Raw genomic sequence first — 17,802 nt, forward strand, 5'->3', positions numbered from 1 at the left:
TGGGTCGAAGTCATTTCCGCTCTGCGAACTGGAATAGGGGCGGTCCGTCGAGTATCGCGCTGCTTCGAGTGCCGATGCGTCAGCAGGTGGCGGGTGCGGGCTCGCCGAGAATCCTGGCGTTCAGCCAGGGCAGCACCTCGGGGGCACCGATCACCGCGGCCGACAGATGCTCGAACGCGGGCACTTGCAGCGTCTGCAACTGCACCCCGGCCGCGCACCAGCGGCTGTCGACATGGTCGATCGCTTCGATCGGAATCAGGGGGTCGGTCGGCGAATGCCATTCGAACACCGGTATTTCCGGCACCCCATCGTAGAATTCCAGACTGTTCTCCCGCAACACCACCCGAGCTTCCGGGAGGGCAGCAGTCGGGGTGCTGGCGAGGTATTCGCGGGCGCTGCCGCCGACACCGGTGACGAGGATCTGGTTGGTGCAACTGTTGGCCATGGCGTCCCGGACTGCCAAGCCGCGCTTGTTGAGATACCTGCTGACCGGCATCCGCTGCGGATACTCCCGCTCCAGACCGATCGCCGCCGCCATGGCCAGCCCGAAGGCCGGATGCGTCTCCATGCCCACCGCCTCCGCCATTATCTCCATGTTCATCGGAGCGCCGCCGATGGCCGCGCCCGCAAGGTCCAGTTCCGGTGCGTACGACGGCTGCAGCGCGGCTGCCCATCCGGTGGCCATGCCGCCGCCGGAGTAACCGGCCAGCACCACCCGGCTGTGCTGCACGGCGAGTTCGGGCAGCCGTTTCACCGCGCGGACACCGTCCAATACGATCTGGCCACCCAAACGCGCAGCACCGAAAGCGAAGTTCGGGCCGAGATGATCCGGCAGCGCGACACTCCAGCCCTGCGCCAGCGCCGTGTTCAAAATCGACGCCGTCATCACCAGATTCGGATCACCGGAGTACAGCTGGTGCGATACCGCGCAGGCGGTGCCGAGCGCATTGATGAAGTGCTGATACGACAGCAGCGGCCCGTCGGGCTGATGGCCGAAGGGGGTAAGGATCGTGGTGGTCGCCGCGATCGGCGCGCCCTGAGAGTTGGTGGACCGGAATGAGACCAGAGTTACGGTGGCGCCGGGAAAGAGGATCACGGGAGGCAGCGCCCGCACGTCGAGCACATCACCAGGCCGGTGCGCCGCCAGATCCGCCGGGGCGGCAAAGAAGGGGTCCGGATCGGGCTGCGGATACAACGGTTCTGCGGTTGCCGTCGTCGCCAGCAGCAGCCCGAGTGCCACGCTACCGAGCGCACTCACGACCCGTACCGAACCGCTGCGCCTGCTGCGGAGAAAGCGAAGAAACCGACAAGTCACGACCATGACCTCCATGGGTAGTTCACGGCATTCGTTTGACCAGCAAGTCCGAGCTCACAAGCGACCATATCGGCAAACTTTCAGCGATACGCTGAAAATAGCCGATGCGCTGGGAAAATAGCATTGGATACTCGATACAGGCAAACCTCAGCGTCGGTGCGGCGAGCTCGTCGGGATCGCGTACCCGCGACATCCATTCGGACAGCCGGGACCTTTGCGATCGGTCCATCGCCGCCGGCACACGCCGGAAGTCGGGGGCATCGCCGCACTGACGGCACGGGTGCGATGATGGTCGTAGATTATCGAAGTCGAGCTGAAAAAGCTTGGGGTGCAGCTGATCTCGATCAAGGAAAGCTTCGGCGAAGGCCACCGAGCACAGCCGACGACCAATCCGAGCAGCGGACGCAGTCATAAGCCGCCTGAACAGCAAGAAAGCCCCGCAATGCGTGGGCTCACACCGATGACGACTGCCTTCCCCTCGCCAGTGTGGTCACTGGTTAAGGACACGAGCGCGCCAACGCAATTCTGTGCGCGGTGCACACCGAACTCGATGTCCGGATCGCGTTCACCATCGGTGGGAAGGGGCGGGCGATGGTCCTGAACGAGTATTGGAATACCGCCTCACCAAGAAACTCAACTGCCCGGAATTTGCGTGAACCGATGATCTGCCACCCCGTACCGCGGTCGACCATGCACACCGATGCCCGCACATCCCCGGGAGATGCAACGAGCGCCCGAGCATCCGCTGAGCCGGACGTGCACCTCCGAATCAATCTGCGCGGAGTGATCTTGGACTTCATAGCACGGGCCAGCGCCGCCGAGCAGTTCATCGAGGACCACAAGACCCACCACTATGTCGACGCTGTTTCGGTAATCCCGGGCGACGTGCGCGGCCTCCCGCGGCTCCCCAACGAGGAGTTATATGTCGGGCCGTAGAACTCGGTGGGCAGCGGGCCCCTGTTCGGTATGGTTGCCGGACCGACCTGATCGATCGCACGTCGGCCCCGGGGGTCAGCAAGGAGTTCGCCGTGGTTACGCCACATCAACCCGAATCGTTTCCGCCGCAAGGGAATTACCCAAATCCGCAATCGTACCCGTATCCGCAGCAGCGTCCGGAGTATCCGCCGCCCGGATTTAGTGCACCGCCGAGAACGGGGGCGTCACCGCTGGACTGGGTCACCGCAGGGCTGCTCGTACTGTCTGCGATTCTGATGGGAATCTGGCGATTCACCAACGACTACCTCGATTTCGGTGACCACATCCCGTTCCTGCTCACCGCCGCGATCGCCGTGGTGGCGGCCATTATCTTGGTGACCGGCGCCGGCGCCAAGAACGGCGCTTTCCGTGCACTCGCCGCCGTCGCCGCGGGTGCACTCTTCGCCCCGGCTCTCTCGTTCGTGGTCAGTATGGCGCAGCACTCGGAATACGCCGAGGCCAAAGATTTCGCCCTCGGCATTCCGTCCGCGCTACTCGCCCTGGGCGCGTCGGTGACGGCAATCATCGCGTCGGCCCGGCCGTCCGCGCCGCGCACCCCGACCCCGCCGCACCCACCGCAGTGGCAGCAACCACCCGCCCAATACCCGCAGCACCAGTACCCACCGCACGCCTCCTGGCCGCCGAGGTAGTCCAATACCCCGCGCGCGCATGCGATTCAGCCCGTATCGTCTGTGCCATGTCATGGCAGTACGCCGTGTGGGGATTGGTGGGTTCTGCCGCCAACAGCGGTGTTGTTTTCTGAGAACCAAAGGAAAGACGAGATCACCCTCAGTCAAGGGATAACCGGACACTAAGCCCTGAGCCGCAGTCGATCTCGTCTGCTGGCCGCGCGATAAGCGGCACTGTGTGCACTTGCGCCGACTGTAGCCAGTTTCACGGGCGGGTGGCAGAGACAGTCGTCGTGGGACCACGAATCGCCCTGGTGCGCACCGGGATCCGCAGGCAACGTGCCGCATTCGGCGCTAACCGATCGGTAGCGCGGTCAGGATCGGGTCGTAGGCCCAGTTCAGCATGCGCTCGGCGTCGTTCTTCGCGGCGACGCCGCTGCCGGGCGAACTGTGCAGGACCACACCGATCAGCGGTATTCCCGCCCGCACCGACTCGAACAGTAGGCAGGCTCCCGCAGCGTCGGTGGATCCGGTTTTGATGCCGATAGTGCCCGGATAGTCGCGCAGCAGCAGGTTCGTGGTCTGCCAGAGGTGATCGCGATTGCCCGGGCCTGCGGGCAGGTGATAGCTCCGCGCCCCGGCCACCTCGCGGAACACCGGCAGACTCATCGCGCGCAGACCGAGGGTTACCAGGTCCGCAGGCGTGGAGTAGGTGGAGTCGTCGGTGGGGGCGGGCAGCCCGCTGGGGTCGGTGAATTGCGTGCCCGCCAGGCCCATTTGACGCGCGGTGTCGTTCATTTGGGCGATGAAGCCGTCTTGGCCGGGCCCGTATGCCTCGGCAAGGGTATAGGCGGCGTCACAGCCTGACGGAAGCATCATCGCGTATAGGAGCTGTCGCGTGGTGAACACCTCGCCGGGGACCAGGCCTGCGTTACTTCCTTCGTACCTGGTGCAGTAGGCGATGCTTTCTTGCGGCACGATAGTGGTCCGGTCGAGGTCACCGGCATTGATCACGACCAGCGCCGTCATCACCTTCGCGATGCTGGCTATCGGGACCGGCGTGTTCGGCTGTCGCGACCACAGCATCGTGCCAGTGATTCCATCTGCCAGCGCTGCCCCCGGCGCCTGCACTCCGTCCGGCTCGGAACTCAGCCAGGGCAACTGAATATGGGCGTCGCTCGCGGCGGGGGCGGCCGCGACGCCCTGACCGGCTACCACGACCAGCGCCCCGGCGACGGCAGCTTGCAACAATCGGGCAAATGTCTGCATGGCCACATTCTGCTGTGCGATCCCGTCAACCAGTGGGATTTCACCGACCGAGTTACCGCGCGACTCCGGCGACAGCATGCAATCGGCTAATCCCGGATACGGGGAGCCCGACGCTTCGCGCGTGCGACCACTCGCTTAGCGGCATGGCCGCGCCGCTCTGCAGACAAGATCGGCGCTACCTGGTGTGTTCAGTTGCATCTCGCCGAATCACCATGCCGCACAACCGACCGACGCTGACCTCAACGCGCATCCCCCGCGGCGCGATGATCACCTTGCCGCCGATATCGTCTACTGCTCTACTACAGTCGGCCGCAGGTCCGCGGACCAGTCCTACCACGCACATTCGCCTGACCACGAAAGCTGTCACCCGAAAGACCACCAGATCCAAACGAGCCCCGGACCGGGTCTGCGACAGCCTGAGGCTTATTCGGGGGTATTCGCGCCTACCAACCGATCGCTCAATGGTTGACGGTACGAAGGTATCCCGCACACGGTGCGTCCGCGATATCCAGTGTGTGGGTAACAATCCAGTCCGGCGGCGCACCGCCCGGTTCGAGCGGGAACGCCTGGAAGCCTAGGACCCTGCTACTCGCTTCCTGCGGCGAGGACCTCCGGGCGGCCCAATTGCCCAGTCCCGCAACCCTGGTCACGCTGCAGCTCAGGGGCCCCCATTGTGTTCGCCGCACCGTTGGGCGCAGCCCAGGCATCACTGTTCATCAACGCAGCCAGCTGTCTGGTGATGCGGCCCAGGCGATACAAGCGTCCAGGCGGATCGGCAGGGCACCGGCTGGTCGGTGATCGTTTTCGGCGGTGCGGATTCCGAGCTCAGCGCGCAAAGGACACTTCCGGGGTACGCGCGATCAGAAGGCGCCGTACCTTGCCTTGCGCATCGAGCTGCGCGGTGGCGTTGAAGGAAGCCTCGAACGCCCCGTGACGGGTTGTCCGACCGAGTACCAACTCGTAGTCCCTCACCACCGCACCGGTGTCGATGTGGTGGACCAGCGTGCTTTTCTCGCGCTGCGCCAAGTAGCCGACCAACCCCTCACGGTCCCCGACGAATTCGGCGGACTGCCCGGCACCTTTGGAAAACTGCACCGACATCGAGAAGTCGTCGGAGATCATGCCCAGTACGCGGTCGGGGTCGTCCGAGTCCATGTATTCGAACCACCGGGCCAGCACCGGCGGCACCGCACTCGTCATTCCGCCGCGCCCAAGACCTGAAAATCTGTTGGCATCAGCGCGAATTCGGCACTGAATGACACCTGGTAGCGATTGATCAGCCCGTCGGCATCGATATGCATCGCGCCGACGAAGAAACCGGTTGTCGTCACGTCGTTCTCGGTGACGGCGCCGTACGCGAACTCCACACCCTCCGCGGCGGCCACCCGCAACAGCCGGTGCTTACGGTTCACCTTCGGCCGGGCGTGCAGGTATTCGAGCATGGCTGCGCGGCCCTGCCCGAGGTTCACTCCGGTGGGCAGCAGCATCGCGAACTGGACGTCTTCGGCGAGTGACGCCACCGCGTCGTCCAGTCGCCCGCTGTCCAAGGTCGCGTAGTAGCCCTCGATGGCCAAAGTCATGAAATGAACTTAGTTCAGTATCTCCCTTCTTGTCCAGGCTCCGGCGCGATACGCTCGAGTCCTCAAACTGAACTCAATTTAGGTAGGTTAGATGTCCGCGACAGAAGTGCCATGGCCTCGAACAGATCCACCTGCGCTGACACCCGGACCGGAGCAATCGGAGCTGCGCGCGGCAATCCGCGGCCTGCTTGCCAAACACAGCGGTATCGAGCAGGTGCGAACGGCCGCTTCCACCGAACTCGGATATTCACCACAGCTGTGGAAAACGCTGGTCGAGGACATGTCGGTGACCACACTGGCGGTCCCTGAAGACCGCGGCGGCCTCGGCTACAGCATGGTCGAGTTGGGGATCGCGCTCGAAGAATGCGGCCGCGCGATCGCATGCGAGCCGGTGTACACATCGGCAGTCCTCGGCGTGCATGCACTGCTGTCGGCGGATCCGAGCCGGGACACGGAACTGCTCGCCGGAGTTCTCGACGGCAGCCTGCTGGCGACGGTCAGCGCCTTGTCCGCCACCACCGATCATGTGCATGCGGAGTCGACGCCGACCGGATGGCTATTGCACGGCACAACAACCCATCTGGTGGGCGGCAATGCCGATGTCGTGGTCGTTTCGGCGCAATGCCCGGACGGTCGCCGCCTGTTCGCTACCCAACCCGGCGCACACCTCGTCCGAACCGAGCGTCGGGTACTCGACCCCACGCGCCGTCGAGCAGATCTCATCTTCGATCGATGTCCAGCGATCGCACTCGCCGATGTCGACACGACCGAGGCGACCGCTGCGCGACTTGGCGAGCTGGCAACGCTGGCGCTGGCGTGCGAAAACACCGGCATCGTCGACCGCCTGCTCGAGATGACCGTGGAGTACACGCGGACGCGGCACCAGTTCGGCCGCCCCATCGGCTCGTTCCAGGCCGTCAAACATCGACTGGCCGATCTACTGGTCACTCTCGAACGTGCACGATCGGCCTCCCGGTATGCGGCGGCGATTTATGCACAGGACCCGGGATCAGCCTCGTTGGCCATTGCGGTCGCCGGAGCCGTATGCACCGATGCGGCCGTGCACGCGGCGGCAGAAGCGATCCAGCTGCACGGAGGCGTCGGTTTCACCTGGGAACACCCCGCCCACTCCTATTTCCGCAGGGCAATGGGAAATGAAGCGCTACAGGGTGATTCACGTACGCACCGAGCGCGAATCGCCACCCTGATCGGTATCTGAACCAGCCAACGGCACCAGCGCTCCTGTTGACGCGGAGCGGTTCGCTGAGTAAAACTGAATTGAATCCAGTTCAAGTTCAAGAAAGAGGTTCGACATGGTGGACACCGACCACATCGTGTTGGAAAAGGACGGTGACGTCGCACGCGTGTGGCTCAACCGCCCGCACAAGAAGAACGCCGTCACCGTCGAACTTCTGCACCGACTCGACGAAATCATCGTTGAGGTCGACAAGGACCCGGAGCTCAAGATCCTCGTCCTACGCGGCCGCGGCAATACGTTCTGCTCGGGCTTCGACCTGGACGAACTGCTCGCCAACTACGTCGGCAGCACCAACGCGATGGACGTCGCGGTGCTCTCGGCCAAGGTGTGCGATCGCCTCTACTCGATGAACACGCCGTCGCTGGCGGTCCTCGAAGGGCATGTGACGGCCGGCGGATTCGAGCTGATGATCTCCTGCGACTTCGCGGTCGCCGCCGAGGACGCACTGATCGGTGACTTCCACATTCGCCGTGCGCTTTTCGGTGGCGCGGGCCCGATCTACCGGCTGCCCCGCATGATCGGTATCCGGAAGACCAAGGAACTGATGTTGACCGGAAAGCTGCTGTCCGGCAAGCAAGCCGTGGACTTCGATCTGATCAACGCCGCCGCGCCGGCGGACAAGCTCGACGACCTGGTCACCGAGTTCATCGCACCGATCGTCGACAAGAGCCCCTTCACCATGAAGCTGACGAAGATGACCATCGACCGCGGTCTGGATGCGGACATCCAATCGCTCATGGTGATGGAGCATCTCGCGGTGGGCAACGCCCTGCAGTCCGAGGACGCACGCGAGGGCGTGAACGCATTCCTCGAGAAGCGCGAACCGAAGTGGGTCGGTCGCTGAACGACGCCGCTCCGTACGACTCGAAGAGGAGATCGACATGGGCGAGCACGCACCATCGGCGCTGGCAGGTAGCCGGTGCACGGTCTGCGACACCGTCGCTTATCCGGCAACCACCATGTGCGCGCGATGCGTCCGGCCGACGGCCATCGCATTCGAATTGAGCACGCAAGGAGTGGTGTGGGCCTACACCGTGCAACGGTTCGCACCGAAGTCACCACCGTATGCGCCTCCCGCCGAAGGCTTTTCACCATTCGCGGTGGGCTATGTCGAACTTCCGGAAGGTATTCGCATTCAAGCAATCCTCGAGTGCGACGACTTCACCGAGTTGGAACGGGCACCGGTGCAGCTCGTCGGCACCGCACCGGTGCCCCGGTTCGCGGTCGTTCCACAACAAAGAGAAGCGCAGTGACACAAACAGTTTCGATCATCGGAGCCGGGCTGTCGAAGTTCGGCAGGCAGCCCGGCATCACCGGCCGTCAGATGGCGGTCACCGCTATCGCCGCGGCGCTAGACGATGCCGGGGTGCGATGGCCGGACATCGAGGTCGCCTTCGGCGGTAGCGACGGTTCGGGACTCGCCGACACACTCGTCGCCGAACTCGGTTTCACCGGAATACCTTTCAGCAATGTGAAGAATGGCTGCGCCACCGGTGGCAGTGCACTGTTCTCGGCGGTCAATGCAGTCCGTTCCGGAACCGCCGAAATCGCGCTGGCGGTCGGATTCGATAAACACCCCCGCGGAGCCTTCGATCCGACACCCGCCGAATGGGGACTGTCCGAGGGATACGGTTCGGCCGGGCTCATGGTCACCACGCAGTTCTTCGGCGCCAAAATCGGCCGATACATGCGCGAATACGGGATTTCCGGCACGACCTTGGCGAAAGTTGCCGAAAAAGCGTATCGAAACGGCAGCCTGAATCCGAATGCCTGGCGACGTGCAGCGATCTCGGCCGACGAGATCGCCACCGCCGATATGGTGAACGACCCGTTGACGCGATATATGTTCTGCTCACCGGGCGAGGGCGCGGCCGCCGTCATCGTCGCCACCGAGGCCGCCATCCGGCGACTCGGCGGTCGCCCGGTCCGGTTGCGCGCGATCAGCCACCGCACCCGCCGATTCGGCTCTTTCGAAGTATTCAGCCCGGCCATCCAAGGCCGAGGCGAACCGACCAGCGTCAGCGCCGACGCGGCCCAGGCCGCCTTCGAACAGGCAGGCATCTCCCCCGCCGATGTCGACGTCGCGCAACTACAGGACACCGAGAGCGGTGCCGAGATCATGCATATGGCCGAATGCGGCTTCTGCGAGCACGGCGAGCAGGAGTCGATGATCGCGGCAGGCGATACCGAGATCGGCGGGCGACTGCCGGTCAATACCGACGGTGGGTGCATTGCCAATGGTGAACCCATCGGCGCATCCGGTCTGCGCCAGGTGCACGAGATAGTCACCCAGTTACGCGGCGAGGCCGGGGATCGACAGGTACCCGGAGCGCCGAAGGTCGGCTTCACACACGTGTACGGAGCGCCCGGAATCAGCGCCTGCACCGTGCTTTCGGTCTGACATGACAACACTTTTCGAGGTGAAGCAGTGACCACACAGACACTTCCCGACCTCATCCGCTTCACCGATGCGGCGGTCGCATGGTTGCGTAGTGTGGCAGCCCCGCGAGCGGAATCGGTCTGGGGTTCGGGTTCGGATTCGGTGGCCGTTTTCGAGAGCTGGAACGCCGAGGAGGAACGCGCGCACACCGACCGGATCCGCGAGTACGAGCGCGCCAAATTCGATGCGGGCTGGGGCGCGCTGAACTGGCCCGAGACCTACGGCGGCCGAGGGCTGCCGCTGTCATACGTCCTTGCTTTCCGGCGCGCCGAAGCGGACTTCGATGTGCCGCGGCGTACCGAGATGTTCTCGGTGACACAACAACTGGTTGCTCCCGCAATCGAGCAATGGGGCACCGACGAGCAGCGGTCACGCTATGTCCGGGCCATGCTGCGCACGGATATCATTGCCTGCCAATTGTTCTCCGAGACCGAAGCCGGTTCCGATCTGGCGGCCGCGCGGACGCGCGCCGCCCGGTCCGCCGATGGCGCGTGGACGCTGAACGGCCACAAGGTGTGGACCTCGGGCGCGCGGGTGTCCGATATCGGCGTCGCCGTGTGCCGAACCGATACCGCCGCAGCAAAACACGCCGGACTCACCGTTTTCCTGGTGCCGATGAACACATCGGGAGTGACCGTTCGCCCGATCCGACAGATGACCGGCGGCAGCTCGTTCAACGAGGTCTTCCTCGACGGTGTCCAACTCGACGACACCTACCGGCTCGGACCGGTAGGGCAGGGCTGGGCGGTAGCGCTCACCGTATTGGCCGCCGAACGCCTGGACGGCGGCAACCTCGGTCTGGCGAACGCGGATCAGGCGGTGGCGCTGGCACAGCGTCTCGGGCGGAAACTTACCGAGATCGAACGCGATAAGGTCGCCGACCTGGTGATACGCAGCTATCTACAGCGAATCGGCACTATGCGGGTGGCGGGCGCCGCCGTCGCGGGCAAAAACCCGGGACCGGAGGCCTCAATCGGGAAACTGCTGGCGACCGACACGATGGCTCGCACCTCCGAGGTCGTGCGCCTGCTGCTCGGGCGAGATCTCACCGTGGACTCCGGTCGCTGGGGAACCTTCGCGTGGGCCGAGCACATTCTCGGTGCGCCCGGCTATCGGATCGCCGGAGGCACCGACGAGATTCAGCACAACATCATCGCCGAGCGAGTACTCGGACTACCGAGGGAGCTACGCCCATGATTTCAGCATCGCCCAGCGATTCCGTGGGGGGTGGCGACACCGTGGAACAGCGCGTCGGCACCCGACTACAGGCACGCCTGGACGTGTCGGTTACCGCATTCGAGCCGCTGCTCGGCGGACATTCCGGCTTGACATACCGGGTGCGAACGACCGGTGGTGACTTCGTGGTCAAGGCCGTACCCGAAGGACAGGCGGCCATCGGCCGACACGACATGCTGCGGCAAGCCCGGATCATGTCGGCATTGGCGCACACACCTGTTCCCGTACCGAGCATCGTTACGACCGACGTCGCCGAACCCGCCTGGTTCGCCATGGAATTCGTGGCCGGGGAGGCATTGGAACCGGTACTGGACGATCCGGCCGTCGAACCCGGCTTGGCCGCGGCCCGAATGCGGCGTGCCGCGCAAATTCTGCCGCGCCTGCACGCGATCGATCCGCGCACCGTGCCCGGCGTACAAGCGCCGCTCACGCCGGACGCCGAGCTGGCACGCTGGGCACGCACCCTCGGCGCCGTCCCGCCCGACCTCGTCACCGGTGGGGACCAACTGCTCGAGTTGCTCGGCCGGACCACACCCGAACCGATCACACCGACACTGGTACACGGTGATTACCGCCTCGGAAACATCATCTCCGGCGGCGTCGAGCCGGTCGCGTTGATCGATTGGGAGATCTGGAGCGCCGGCGACCCTCGGGTCGAATTGGGCTGGTTCCTCGTCTTCGCCGACGGCAGCAATTTTCCGGGCGTCGGCCGGAACGTGCCCGGACTACCTTCGGCGCAGGAGCTGGTGGACCTGTACGTCGGCGACGGGCCCGCACTCACCGATATGACTTGGTTCGACGCGCTGGGGCGACTCAAGATGGCGGCGATCATGGGCCACAACCTGCGCCGACACCGCGAAGGTCGGCACTACGACCCCGACCAGGAAAAGCTGCCCGCCACCATCAACCGCCTGATCGAGACCGGGATCGCGCTACTCGCCGGTTGATATCGACCGCACCAGTTCAGGAGCCGCACAGTGGACTTCTCCTACTCCCCCCGCACGCAGGATCTGCTCGGCAAACTCGAATCCTTCATGGACGAGTACGTCTATCCCGCGGAGCAGGTGTTCGACGCCCAGATCGCGGCGAACGCCAACCCCAACGAGCAACCGCAAATCATGCGAGATATGCAGGTCAAGGCCCGCGAATTAGGACTGTGGAATCTGTTCATGACCCACGACGGCCTCGGTGCCGGACTCACCAATCTGGAGTACGCGCCACTGGCCGAGGTCGTCGGTCGATCCGTCATCGGTAACGAAGCCATCAATTGCTCGGCTCCCGACACGGGCAATATGGAAATTCTGGCCATGTACGGGACCGAGAAACAGCAGCAGCAATGGCTGAAACCGTTGTTGGACTGCACTATTCGCTCCGCATTCGCGATGACCGAGCCCGCGGTGGCCAGCTCCGACGCCACCAACATCACCTCGACCATCGTTCGTGACGGCGACGAATACGTCCTCAACGGCCGCAAGTGGTATACCTCCGGCATTCTCGACCCCGACTGCAAGCTCATCATCTTCATGGGCAAATCGGATCCGCAGGCAGCGACATATCGCCAACAGAGCATGATTCTGGTCCCCCGTGACACCCCGGGAATCGAAGTGCTGCGCGATCTTCCGATGTTCGGCTTCCGTGACCGGCTCGGCCACGGCGAAGTCCAATTCACCGATGTCCGCGTCCCGGCCGAAAACATGCTCGGCGCCGAAGGTGACGGTTTCGCTATCGCCCAGGGCCGATTGGGACCGGGCCGCATGCATTACGCGATGCGCGCCGTCGGCATGGCCGAGCGCGCGCTCGACATGATGTGCCAACGCTCCCTGCAGCGCATCGCATTCGGCGGTCCACTGGCCGATCGGGGGGTCGTACGCGAGTGGATTGCGCGCAGCCGCATCGAGATCGACCAGATCCGCCTGCTCGTCCTGAAGTCGGCCTGGCTCATCGACAACTACGGCAACGCGGCGGCTCGATCGGAAGTCGCCGCCATCAAGGTTGCGGCGATGGAAGTAGCGCACACCGTCGTCGACCGCGCGGTGCAGACCTACGGCGCCGCCGGCGTCAGCGACGACACCGTTCTGGCCCGCCTGTACGCCATCACCCGGGCACTGCAGATCGCCGACGGCCCCAACGAAGTACACCTGCGTACCATCGCCCGCCTCGAATTGAAGAAGCACACATGAGCACAACGGAATTGACCGGCAAGGTCGCCTTGGTCACCGGCGCCAGCCGCGGCCTCGGACTCGCGATCGCGCGCGGACTGCGAGACGCGGGCTGCACGGTTATTGTGTCCAGCCGCAAACGCGACGCGTGCGAGCGGGCAGTCGCCGCACTCGGCGATGACGATGGGCCGGGCAGCGCGCACCCGTTCGAATTGCATGTCGGCAAGTGGGACTCGATCGAACCGGCCGTCGATCGGATCATCGCCGATTTCGGCAGTCTCGATATCGTCGTGAACAACGCGGGGATCGCGCCGCTGGCAGACAATCTGCTGTCGGTCTCGGAAGCGCTGTGGGACAAGACCATCGAGGTCAACCTGAAGGGACCGTTTCGCCTGATGGCGGTTGCTGGTGATCGGATGGCCGCCGCCGGTGGCGGGTCGATAATCAATATCTCGAGCATCGGGGCCATCCGCCCGAGTCCGCCCGAGGCGATGTACGCGGCGGCCAAGAACGGGCTCAACGCATTGACCATGGCCTTCGCTCAGGAGTACGCGCCCACCGTGCGCGTCAACTGTGTAATGCCGGGCGGATTCGCGACGGATATGGCGCAGAACTGGGACGAGGAGTTCGTCGGGAAGATCATCGATCGCCTACCCGCGGGTCGGCTGGGGCGGCCGGAGGAAATCGCGGGTCTGGTCACCCATCTGGCGAGCGCCGCCGCAGGGTACACCACCGGTGCGATCATCCCCGTCGACGGCGGCCGGACCGCGGTGTACTGATATGCGAAACGATATGAGTGCCATCGGATCCGACATCGGAACCACCCTGGACAACCTTTTCGGGTTGTCTGGCCGGGTCGCCATCGTCACCGGCGCGTCGTCCGGCCTCGGGATGGGCTTCGCGAACGCGCTCGCCGCGGCCGGGGCCACCGTGTACGCGGCGGCTCGCAGGCTCGACCGGCTGGCGGCGCTGGCCGCGGATAACCCAGGGATCATTCCCGTTCGTTGTGATGTGACATCCGACGAGGACCGCCGAATGTTGGTCGACAGGTGCTATCAGCAGTCCGGACGGCTCGATGTACTGGTCAACAACGCGGGCAAGCCCGGTCCCCCGCATGCCGAAGACGAAACGGTAGCCGAGTTCGCATCGATCCTCGAAGTCAACCTGGTGGCGGGATTTCACCTCGCCACCTATGCCGCGACACAACTGCCCGAGGGCGAACGCGCGTCGTATATCAATATCTCCTCGGTGATCGGTCTGGTTTCGACCGCACCGATCGGCGGCGCGAGCTACGCCGCATCCAAGGCCGGGACACTCGGACTCACCAGGGAACTCGCCGGGCAGTGGGGACGCAAAGGGATCCGGGTGAACGCCGTTGTGCCCGGCTGGTTCGACACCGAGATGACCGAAGGCCTGTTCGACAACGAGAAATCGGCGGGGTGGGTGCGCCGCAACACCATGCTCGGCCGTGGTGGCACTGCCGGTGAAATCGACGGCGCGGTCCTGTTTCTGGCCTCCGACGCGTCTTCCTATATGACCGGGCAGACGCTCATCGTCGACGGCGGCTGGACGGCTCGCTGATGCTGGCCGTCCAACTGACCGAATGGGGTAGCGAACCACAACTGCGATCGGTTGCCGTTCCGGAGCCGTGTGGTGAGGAGCTCTTGCTGCAAGTCACCGCAGCCGGGTTGTGTCGCTCCGATCTGCACGTCATGGATGCCGCCGAATCGAGTTTCGACTATCCGCTGCCGCTCACTCTCGGCCATGAAGTCGCGGGCACGGTGATCGATACTGGTCCCGGTGCGGATAAGTCCTGGCTCGGCGAACCCGTTGTGGTACACGGCATCTGGGGCTGTGGCCACTGCCGCAATTGTGTGCGTGGACGGGAGAACTACTGTCTGACGCTGCGGCCGAGGACCGACGGCAGACTCGTGGCGATCGGCAACGGTCTCGGCTACCACGGCGGTCTGGCACAGGCCATGGTTGTTCCCTCGGCCCGATTCCTTGTTCGGACCGGCGATCTGGAACCTGCCTTGGCCGCTCCCCTCGCGGACGCAGGGGCGACCGCCTACCACGCCGTGCGCCGGCACGCCGATGTCATCGACGAATCCGCGATCTGTGTCGTGATCGGCGTCGGCGGGCTCGGTCACCTGGCGATTCAGATCCTTCGTTACCTCGGTGCCGGCCGCATCCTCGCCATCGACAACCGTCCGGAAGCACTCTCCGCCGCATTGCGGCTGGGCAGCGATGCGGCGTTCGCCGATCTCGCCTCGGCGATCCCGGCACTCGACGGCGGCGCGGACCTGATCCTCGATTTCGTCGGCACGTCCGACACGATGCAGTCGGCCGCGCACGCGCTCGCACCAGGGGGCCGATTCTCGGTCGTCGGCAGTGCGGGCGGCCGCCTGGCCGTGGGCAAACGTGCCGGCCTCGCCCCCGGGTGGCAGGTGGACGCACCGTTCTGGGGTACCCGATCGGACCTCGAGGCCGTGGTCGCGTTGGCGATCAGCGGGGCACTGCGGGTCGAGGCCGAAACGCATCCCCTGAGCGACGCGGTCGAGATCTACCGACGCCTGCGCGCCGGGACCGTCACCGGGCGCGCGGTACTCGTGCCGCCGCCGCTGTCGACGAGCCGGGCCCCGAAGCACGTGGAAGCGAGTAGACAGATATCGAGCGTCGTGAAAGAAGTGGGGCGATGAAGACACTTGCGCAGGAAATGATCGAGCGGGCACAGCGCACGCCGGAGCAGATCGCGGTCGTGGACGAATTCGGTCGCCACACCCTCGAAAAGATCGTGACAGCGGCCCGAGCGCTGGCCGAGCGGATCGAGTCCATCGATCCGGCCCCGCCCACCGCCCTCATCCAGGCCGACAACACCTGGCACACCGTGGCGGCGGCCGTGGCGGTCGGTCTGCGTGGTGGTGTAGTCGCGGTATTCGGCGCGCATGCCACCGAATCCGAGTTCGCACTGGCTGTCGAGGACATCGCCCCGGATCTGGTGGTCGCGGCACCTGACTCGCTGCTGCGCTGGGGTGTGCGGGACGACCGCTTCCCGATTCGGGATACCGCCTTCGACGCGCGGGTGTTGCGCTCGCGAACGGGCCCGTTCGATTCGGTGGATCGATGGCACGCAGGCACTGCCATCGCGATGACCTCCGGCTCGACCGGGCGTCCCAAATGTGTTGTGCAGTCCGAAGAAGCCATCCGCTATGCCTGCCAGTGCACCATCGACACCGTGCGACTGGAGCCGGATGAGGCAGTGGGAGCCTTCGTGCCACTGTCTTCGGTGGCCGCCTTCTGTTTCGGCATGTACCTACCTGCCTATCTCGGCGGCACGATGGTGTCGATCGGCAAGTGGGAACCGGCCGCCGCGCTGGCGGCTATGGTGGAGCACCGCGTCGCCTGGACGATGCTGGTTCCGACCATGGCCCTGCAACTGTCGGTGGTCGACGGCTCCGAAGGCATGTTGTCCGCCCTGCGAGCGATGACCGTCGGCGGCGGTCCGATGAACGAACGTGCGCTGCGTGCGGCCGAGGAAAAGCTCGATACCACGTTCCTGCGGGTTTTCGGTATGTCCGAATGTCTCGGACATACCACGCCACAACTCGACGATCCGCCCGCCATCAGGCTCGGCCGGGACGGGCGACCGTTTCGTGGCACCGTCGTACGGGCGGTCGACACCGCTGGGAACGCCGTGGCCGCCGGTGAGATCGGCGATGCGCAGGTACAGGGCCCGTCCCTGTTCGTCGGTTACGCCCGAGGCGGCGTCGCGATTTCCCCGACGCTCACCGTCGACGGTTTCCTCCCGACCGGCGATCTGGTCGAGGTCGCAATCGATGGATCGATCCGGGTGACCGGGCGCCAGAAGCAGATCATTATCCGAGGCGGTCGCAATATCGATATCAACGAACTCGAATCCGCCATCGCGAACGTGCCGGGCGTCGTGCAGGTGTGCGTGGTCCCGGTACCCGATGCCATGCTCGGCGAACGAGCGGCAGCGCTGGTTGTCACCGACGGCGAATCGCTGACGTTGGCCAGTGTCACCGATCAACTTGCGGCGGCGGACCTTCCCAAGTCGAAGTGGCCCGAGTACCTGTTCACGGTGCAAGACCTGCCGCAGAACACCGTCGGCAAGTTGTCCCGGCCCGACGCGGTGCGGTTGGCGACTCGGCTGGCCACCGCAGTTGACCCGAGTTCACCTCAGTTCCGGTAGAGTCATGTCGAATCCACACCATCGAATGCGGGGGTATAGACGCTGATGACCGTTGACTCGGAGGTCCGCCGGGAAAGCGCGCGCTCGAAGCGAAGCGGAATCCTCACCGCCGCCATCAAGCAGTTCGGGAAAGTCGGTTACGAGCACACCAAATGGGCGTCGATCGCCGACGAGGTCGGTATCGGTCAGACCGCGCTTTACCACTATTTCGAGTCGAAGGCCCACTGCCTGCTGACAATCATGCGAATCGAACTGGCCGACTCGGCCGAAAGATTCAACGCCGCGGTCGCTGACCAGGCCGACCCGGAGCAAGCACTGCGCTCCGCCGTCGCCGCGGCCCTGACCGCCTCGCCGACCGATGCCCTACAGCGCCGCATCCTGCAGAACCATATGGATTTGCTTGCCGCCCCACGTCAGTCGGCCAAAGAAGAGGCCGAACGCCTGCGGTCTCGCGAGCTCGTGCGACAGATCGAGCAGAATTGGACCGGGCTGATCTCGGACGGAATCGAGGCCGGCGTCTTCACTCCGGGCGATCCCCGCATGCTCGGTCGAATGGTCCTCGGCCTGGTGATCAGCGTCTGGCGCTGGTACCGACCGAAGGGCAACGTCACCCTCGCGCAGATCACCGAGTCGGTCACCGAAGCAGCAGTACGGATCGTGCGTAACTGAGATCCAACTTCCCACGCAGGGGGATCTCCACGCCCGCCGAAACTGAACAGAATTCAGTT

General features: G+C 64.7%; 19 protein-coding genes. 14 read left to right on the plus strand and 5 right to left on the minus strand.

Going from position 1 to position 17,802, the window contains the following annotated elements:
• Positions 1-79 precede the first annotated feature (79 nt).
• Positions 80-1,321 carry a lipase family protein gene (locus ACZ60G_RS26365; RefSeq protein ID WP_465813224.1) on the minus strand — a complete coding sequence of 414 codons (1,242 nt, stop codon included), beginning with the start codon at positions 1,319-1,321 and terminating at the stop codon, positions 80-82.
• 16 nt (positions 1,322-1,337) lie between these two features.
• Complete coding sequence (locus ACZ60G_RS26370; RefSeq protein WP_465813228.1) at positions 1,338-1,685, minus strand: hypothetical protein; 348 nt, start codon at positions 1,683-1,685, stop codon at positions 1,338-1,340.
• A gap of 419 nt (positions 1,686-2,104) precedes the next feature.
• On the opposite strand from ACZ60G_RS26370, the gene ACZ60G_RS26375 reads away from it, so the two are divergent.
• Both ACZ60G_RS26375 and ACZ60G_RS26380 read left to right on the plus strand, forming a co-directional pair.
• On the plus strand, positions 2,105-2,251 hold the full coding sequence (locus tag ACZ60G_RS26375) for a hypothetical protein (RefSeq protein ID WP_465813230.1): 147 nt from the start codon (positions 2,105-2,107) through the stop codon (positions 2,249-2,251).
• Between the two features lie 275 nt (positions 2,252-2,526).
• Positions 2,527-2,940 carry a hypothetical protein gene (locus ACZ60G_RS26380; protein ID WP_465813232.1) on the plus strand — a complete coding sequence of 138 codons (414 nt, stop codon included), beginning with the start codon at positions 2,527-2,529 and terminating at the stop codon, positions 2,938-2,940.
• A 333-nt stretch (positions 2,941-3,273) separates the two neighbouring features.
• Here the strand turns inward: ACZ60G_RS26380 and ACZ60G_RS26385 are convergent, their stop codons facing one another.
• From ACZ60G_RS26385 to ACZ60G_RS26395, 3 genes are all read right to left on the minus strand, one after another.
• Positions 3,274-4,188, minus strand: a complete 915-nt coding sequence (locus ACZ60G_RS26385) for a D-alanyl-D-alanine carboxypeptidase family protein (RefSeq protein ID WP_465813234.1) — start codon at positions 4,186-4,188, stop codon at positions 3,274-3,276.
• 825 nt (positions 4,189-5,013) lie between these two features.
• Positions 5,014-5,388, minus strand: a complete 375-nt coding sequence (locus ACZ60G_RS26390; protein WP_465813236.1) for a hypothetical protein — start codon at positions 5,386-5,388, stop codon at positions 5,014-5,016.
• On the minus strand, positions 5,385-5,768 hold the full coding sequence (locus tag ACZ60G_RS26395; RefSeq protein ID WP_465813238.1) for a nuclear transport factor 2 family protein: 384 nt from the start codon (positions 5,766-5,768) through the stop codon (positions 5,385-5,387). The genes ACZ60G_RS26390 and ACZ60G_RS26395 overlap by 4 nt, the downstream gene beginning before the upstream one ends.
• 91 nt (positions 5,769-5,859) lie before the next feature.
• Here ACZ60G_RS26395 and ACZ60G_RS26400 point away from each other — a divergent pair, with 91 nt between their 5' ends.
• The 12 genes from ACZ60G_RS26400 (at position 5,860) to ACZ60G_RS26455 (ending at position 17,743) form a co-directional block, all read left to right on the plus strand.
• Positions 5,860-6,987, plus strand: coding sequence for an acyl-CoA dehydrogenase family protein (locus tag ACZ60G_RS26400; RefSeq protein ID WP_465813239.1), 1,128 nt, complete (start codon positions 5,860-5,862; stop codon positions 6,985-6,987).
• Between the two features lie 94 nt (positions 6,988-7,081).
• Positions 7,082-7,870, plus strand: coding sequence for an enoyl-CoA hydratase/isomerase family protein (locus ACZ60G_RS26405; protein WP_465813241.1), 789 nt, complete (start codon positions 7,082-7,084; stop codon positions 7,868-7,870).
• Positions 7,871-7,907: 37 nt separating this feature from the next.
• Positions 7,908-8,279 carry a Zn-ribbon domain-containing OB-fold protein gene (locus tag ACZ60G_RS26410; protein WP_465813243.1) on the plus strand — a complete coding sequence of 124 codons (372 nt, stop codon included), beginning with the start codon at positions 7,908-7,910 and terminating at the stop codon, positions 8,277-8,279.
• On the plus strand, positions 8,276-9,427 hold the full coding sequence (locus ACZ60G_RS26415; protein WP_465813245.1) for a thiolase family protein: 1,152 nt from the start codon (positions 8,276-8,278) through the stop codon (positions 9,425-9,427). Before ACZ60G_RS26410 ends, ACZ60G_RS26415 begins: the two co-directional genes overlap by 4 nt.
• A gap of 27 nt (positions 9,428-9,454) precedes the next feature.
• Positions 9,455-10,663 (plus strand): acyl-CoA dehydrogenase family protein, encoded by a 1,209-nt coding sequence (locus ACZ60G_RS26420; protein WP_465813247.1) that lies wholly within the window; start codon positions 9,455-9,457, stop codon positions 10,661-10,663.
• On the plus strand, positions 10,660-11,649 hold the full coding sequence (locus tag ACZ60G_RS26425; RefSeq protein ID WP_465813249.1) for a phosphotransferase family protein: 990 nt from the start codon (positions 10,660-10,662) through the stop codon (positions 11,647-11,649). Before ACZ60G_RS26420 ends, ACZ60G_RS26425 begins: the two co-directional genes overlap by 4 nt.
• 30 nt (positions 11,650-11,679) lie before the next feature.
• Positions 11,680-12,882, plus strand: coding sequence for an acyl-CoA dehydrogenase family protein (locus tag ACZ60G_RS26430; protein WP_465813251.1), 1,203 nt, complete (start codon positions 11,680-11,682; stop codon positions 12,880-12,882).
• Entirely contained in the window at positions 12,879-13,640 is a 762-nt protein-coding gene (locus ACZ60G_RS26435) for an SDR family NAD(P)-dependent oxidoreductase (protein ID WP_465813253.1), read from the plus strand. The genes ACZ60G_RS26430 and ACZ60G_RS26435 overlap by 4 nt, the downstream gene beginning before the upstream one ends.
• Before the next feature lie 13 nt (positions 13,641-13,653).
• A complete protein-coding gene (locus ACZ60G_RS26440; protein WP_465813255.1) occupies positions 13,654-14,442 on the plus strand; it encodes an SDR family NAD(P)-dependent oxidoreductase in 789 nt (262 codons plus the stop codon).
• The gene (locus ACZ60G_RS26445; protein WP_465813257.1) at positions 14,442-15,560 is read left to right on the plus strand and encodes an NAD(P)-dependent alcohol dehydrogenase; all 1,119 of its coding nucleotides are present in this window, start codon (positions 14,442-14,444) and stop codon (positions 15,558-15,560) included. The genes ACZ60G_RS26440 and ACZ60G_RS26445 overlap by 1 nt, the downstream gene beginning before the upstream one ends.
• Positions 15,557-17,074 carry a class I adenylate-forming enzyme family protein gene (locus ACZ60G_RS26450; RefSeq protein WP_465813259.1) on the plus strand — a complete coding sequence of 506 codons (1,518 nt, stop codon included), beginning with the start codon at positions 15,557-15,559 and terminating at the stop codon, positions 17,072-17,074. The genes ACZ60G_RS26445 and ACZ60G_RS26450 overlap by 4 nt, the downstream gene beginning before the upstream one ends.
• A gap of 45 nt (positions 17,075-17,119) precedes the next feature.
• Positions 17,120-17,743 carry a TetR/AcrR family transcriptional regulator gene (locus ACZ60G_RS26455; protein WP_465813260.1) on the plus strand — a complete coding sequence of 208 codons (624 nt, stop codon included), beginning with the start codon at positions 17,120-17,122 and terminating at the stop codon, positions 17,741-17,743.
• Positions 17,744-17,802: the final 59 nt, after the last annotated feature.

The organism is Nocardia sp. NPDC102475, from assembly GCF_055584605.1.

Excerpts from the sequence above, each read along its gene's own strand:
- ACZ60G_RS26400 (WP_465813239.1), top strand. The coding sequence starts at position 5,860 with ATGTCCGCGACAGAAGTGCCATGGCCTCGAACAGATCCACCTGCGCTG.
- ACZ60G_RS26435 (WP_465813253.1), top strand. The coding sequence starts at position 12,879 with ATGAGCACAACGGAATTGACCGGCAAGGTCGCCTTGGTCACCGGCGCC.
- ACZ60G_RS26425 (WP_465813249.1), top strand. The coding sequence starts at position 10,660 with ATGATTTCAGCATCGCCCAGCGATTCCGTGGGGGGTGGCGACACCGTG.
- ACZ60G_RS26450 (WP_465813259.1), top strand. The coding sequence starts at position 15,557 with ATGAAGACACTTGCGCAGGAAATGATCGAGCGGGCACAGCGCACGCCG.
- ACZ60G_RS26445 (WP_465813257.1), top strand. The coding sequence starts at position 14,442 with ATGCTGGCCGTCCAACTGACCGAATGGGGTAGCGAACCACAACTGCGA.
- ACZ60G_RS26390 (WP_465813236.1), bottom strand. The coding sequence starts at position 5,388 with ATGACGAGTGCGGTGCCGCCGGTGCTGGCCCGGTGGTTCGAATACATG.
- ACZ60G_RS26385 (WP_465813234.1), bottom strand. The coding sequence starts at position 4,188 with ATGCAGACATTTGCCCGATTGTTGCAAGCTGCCGTCGCCGGGGCGCTG.
- ACZ60G_RS26380 (WP_465813232.1), top strand. The coding sequence starts at position 2,527 with ATGGGAATCTGGCGATTCACCAACGACTACCTCGATTTCGGTGACCAC.
- ACZ60G_RS26410 (WP_465813243.1), top strand. The coding sequence starts at position 7,908 with ATGGGCGAGCACGCACCATCGGCGCTGGCAGGTAGCCGGTGCACGGTC.
- ACZ60G_RS26405 (WP_465813241.1), top strand. The coding sequence starts at position 7,082 with ATGGTGGACACCGACCACATCGTGTTGGAAAAGGACGGTGACGTCGCA.
- ACZ60G_RS26395 (WP_465813238.1), bottom strand. The coding sequence starts at position 5,768 with ATGACTTTGGCCATCGAGGGCTACTACGCGACCTTGGACAGCGGGCGA.
- ACZ60G_RS26440 (WP_465813255.1), top strand. The coding sequence starts at position 13,654 with ATGAGTGCCATCGGATCCGACATCGGAACCACCCTGGACAACCTTTTC.
- ACZ60G_RS26455 (WP_465813260.1), top strand. The coding sequence starts at position 17,120 with ATGACCGTTGACTCGGAGGTCCGCCGGGAAAGCGCGCGCTCGAAGCGA.
- ACZ60G_RS26365 (WP_465813224.1), bottom strand. The coding sequence starts at position 1,321 with ATGGTCGTGACTTGTCGGTTTCTTCGCTTTCTCCGCAGCAGGCGCAGC.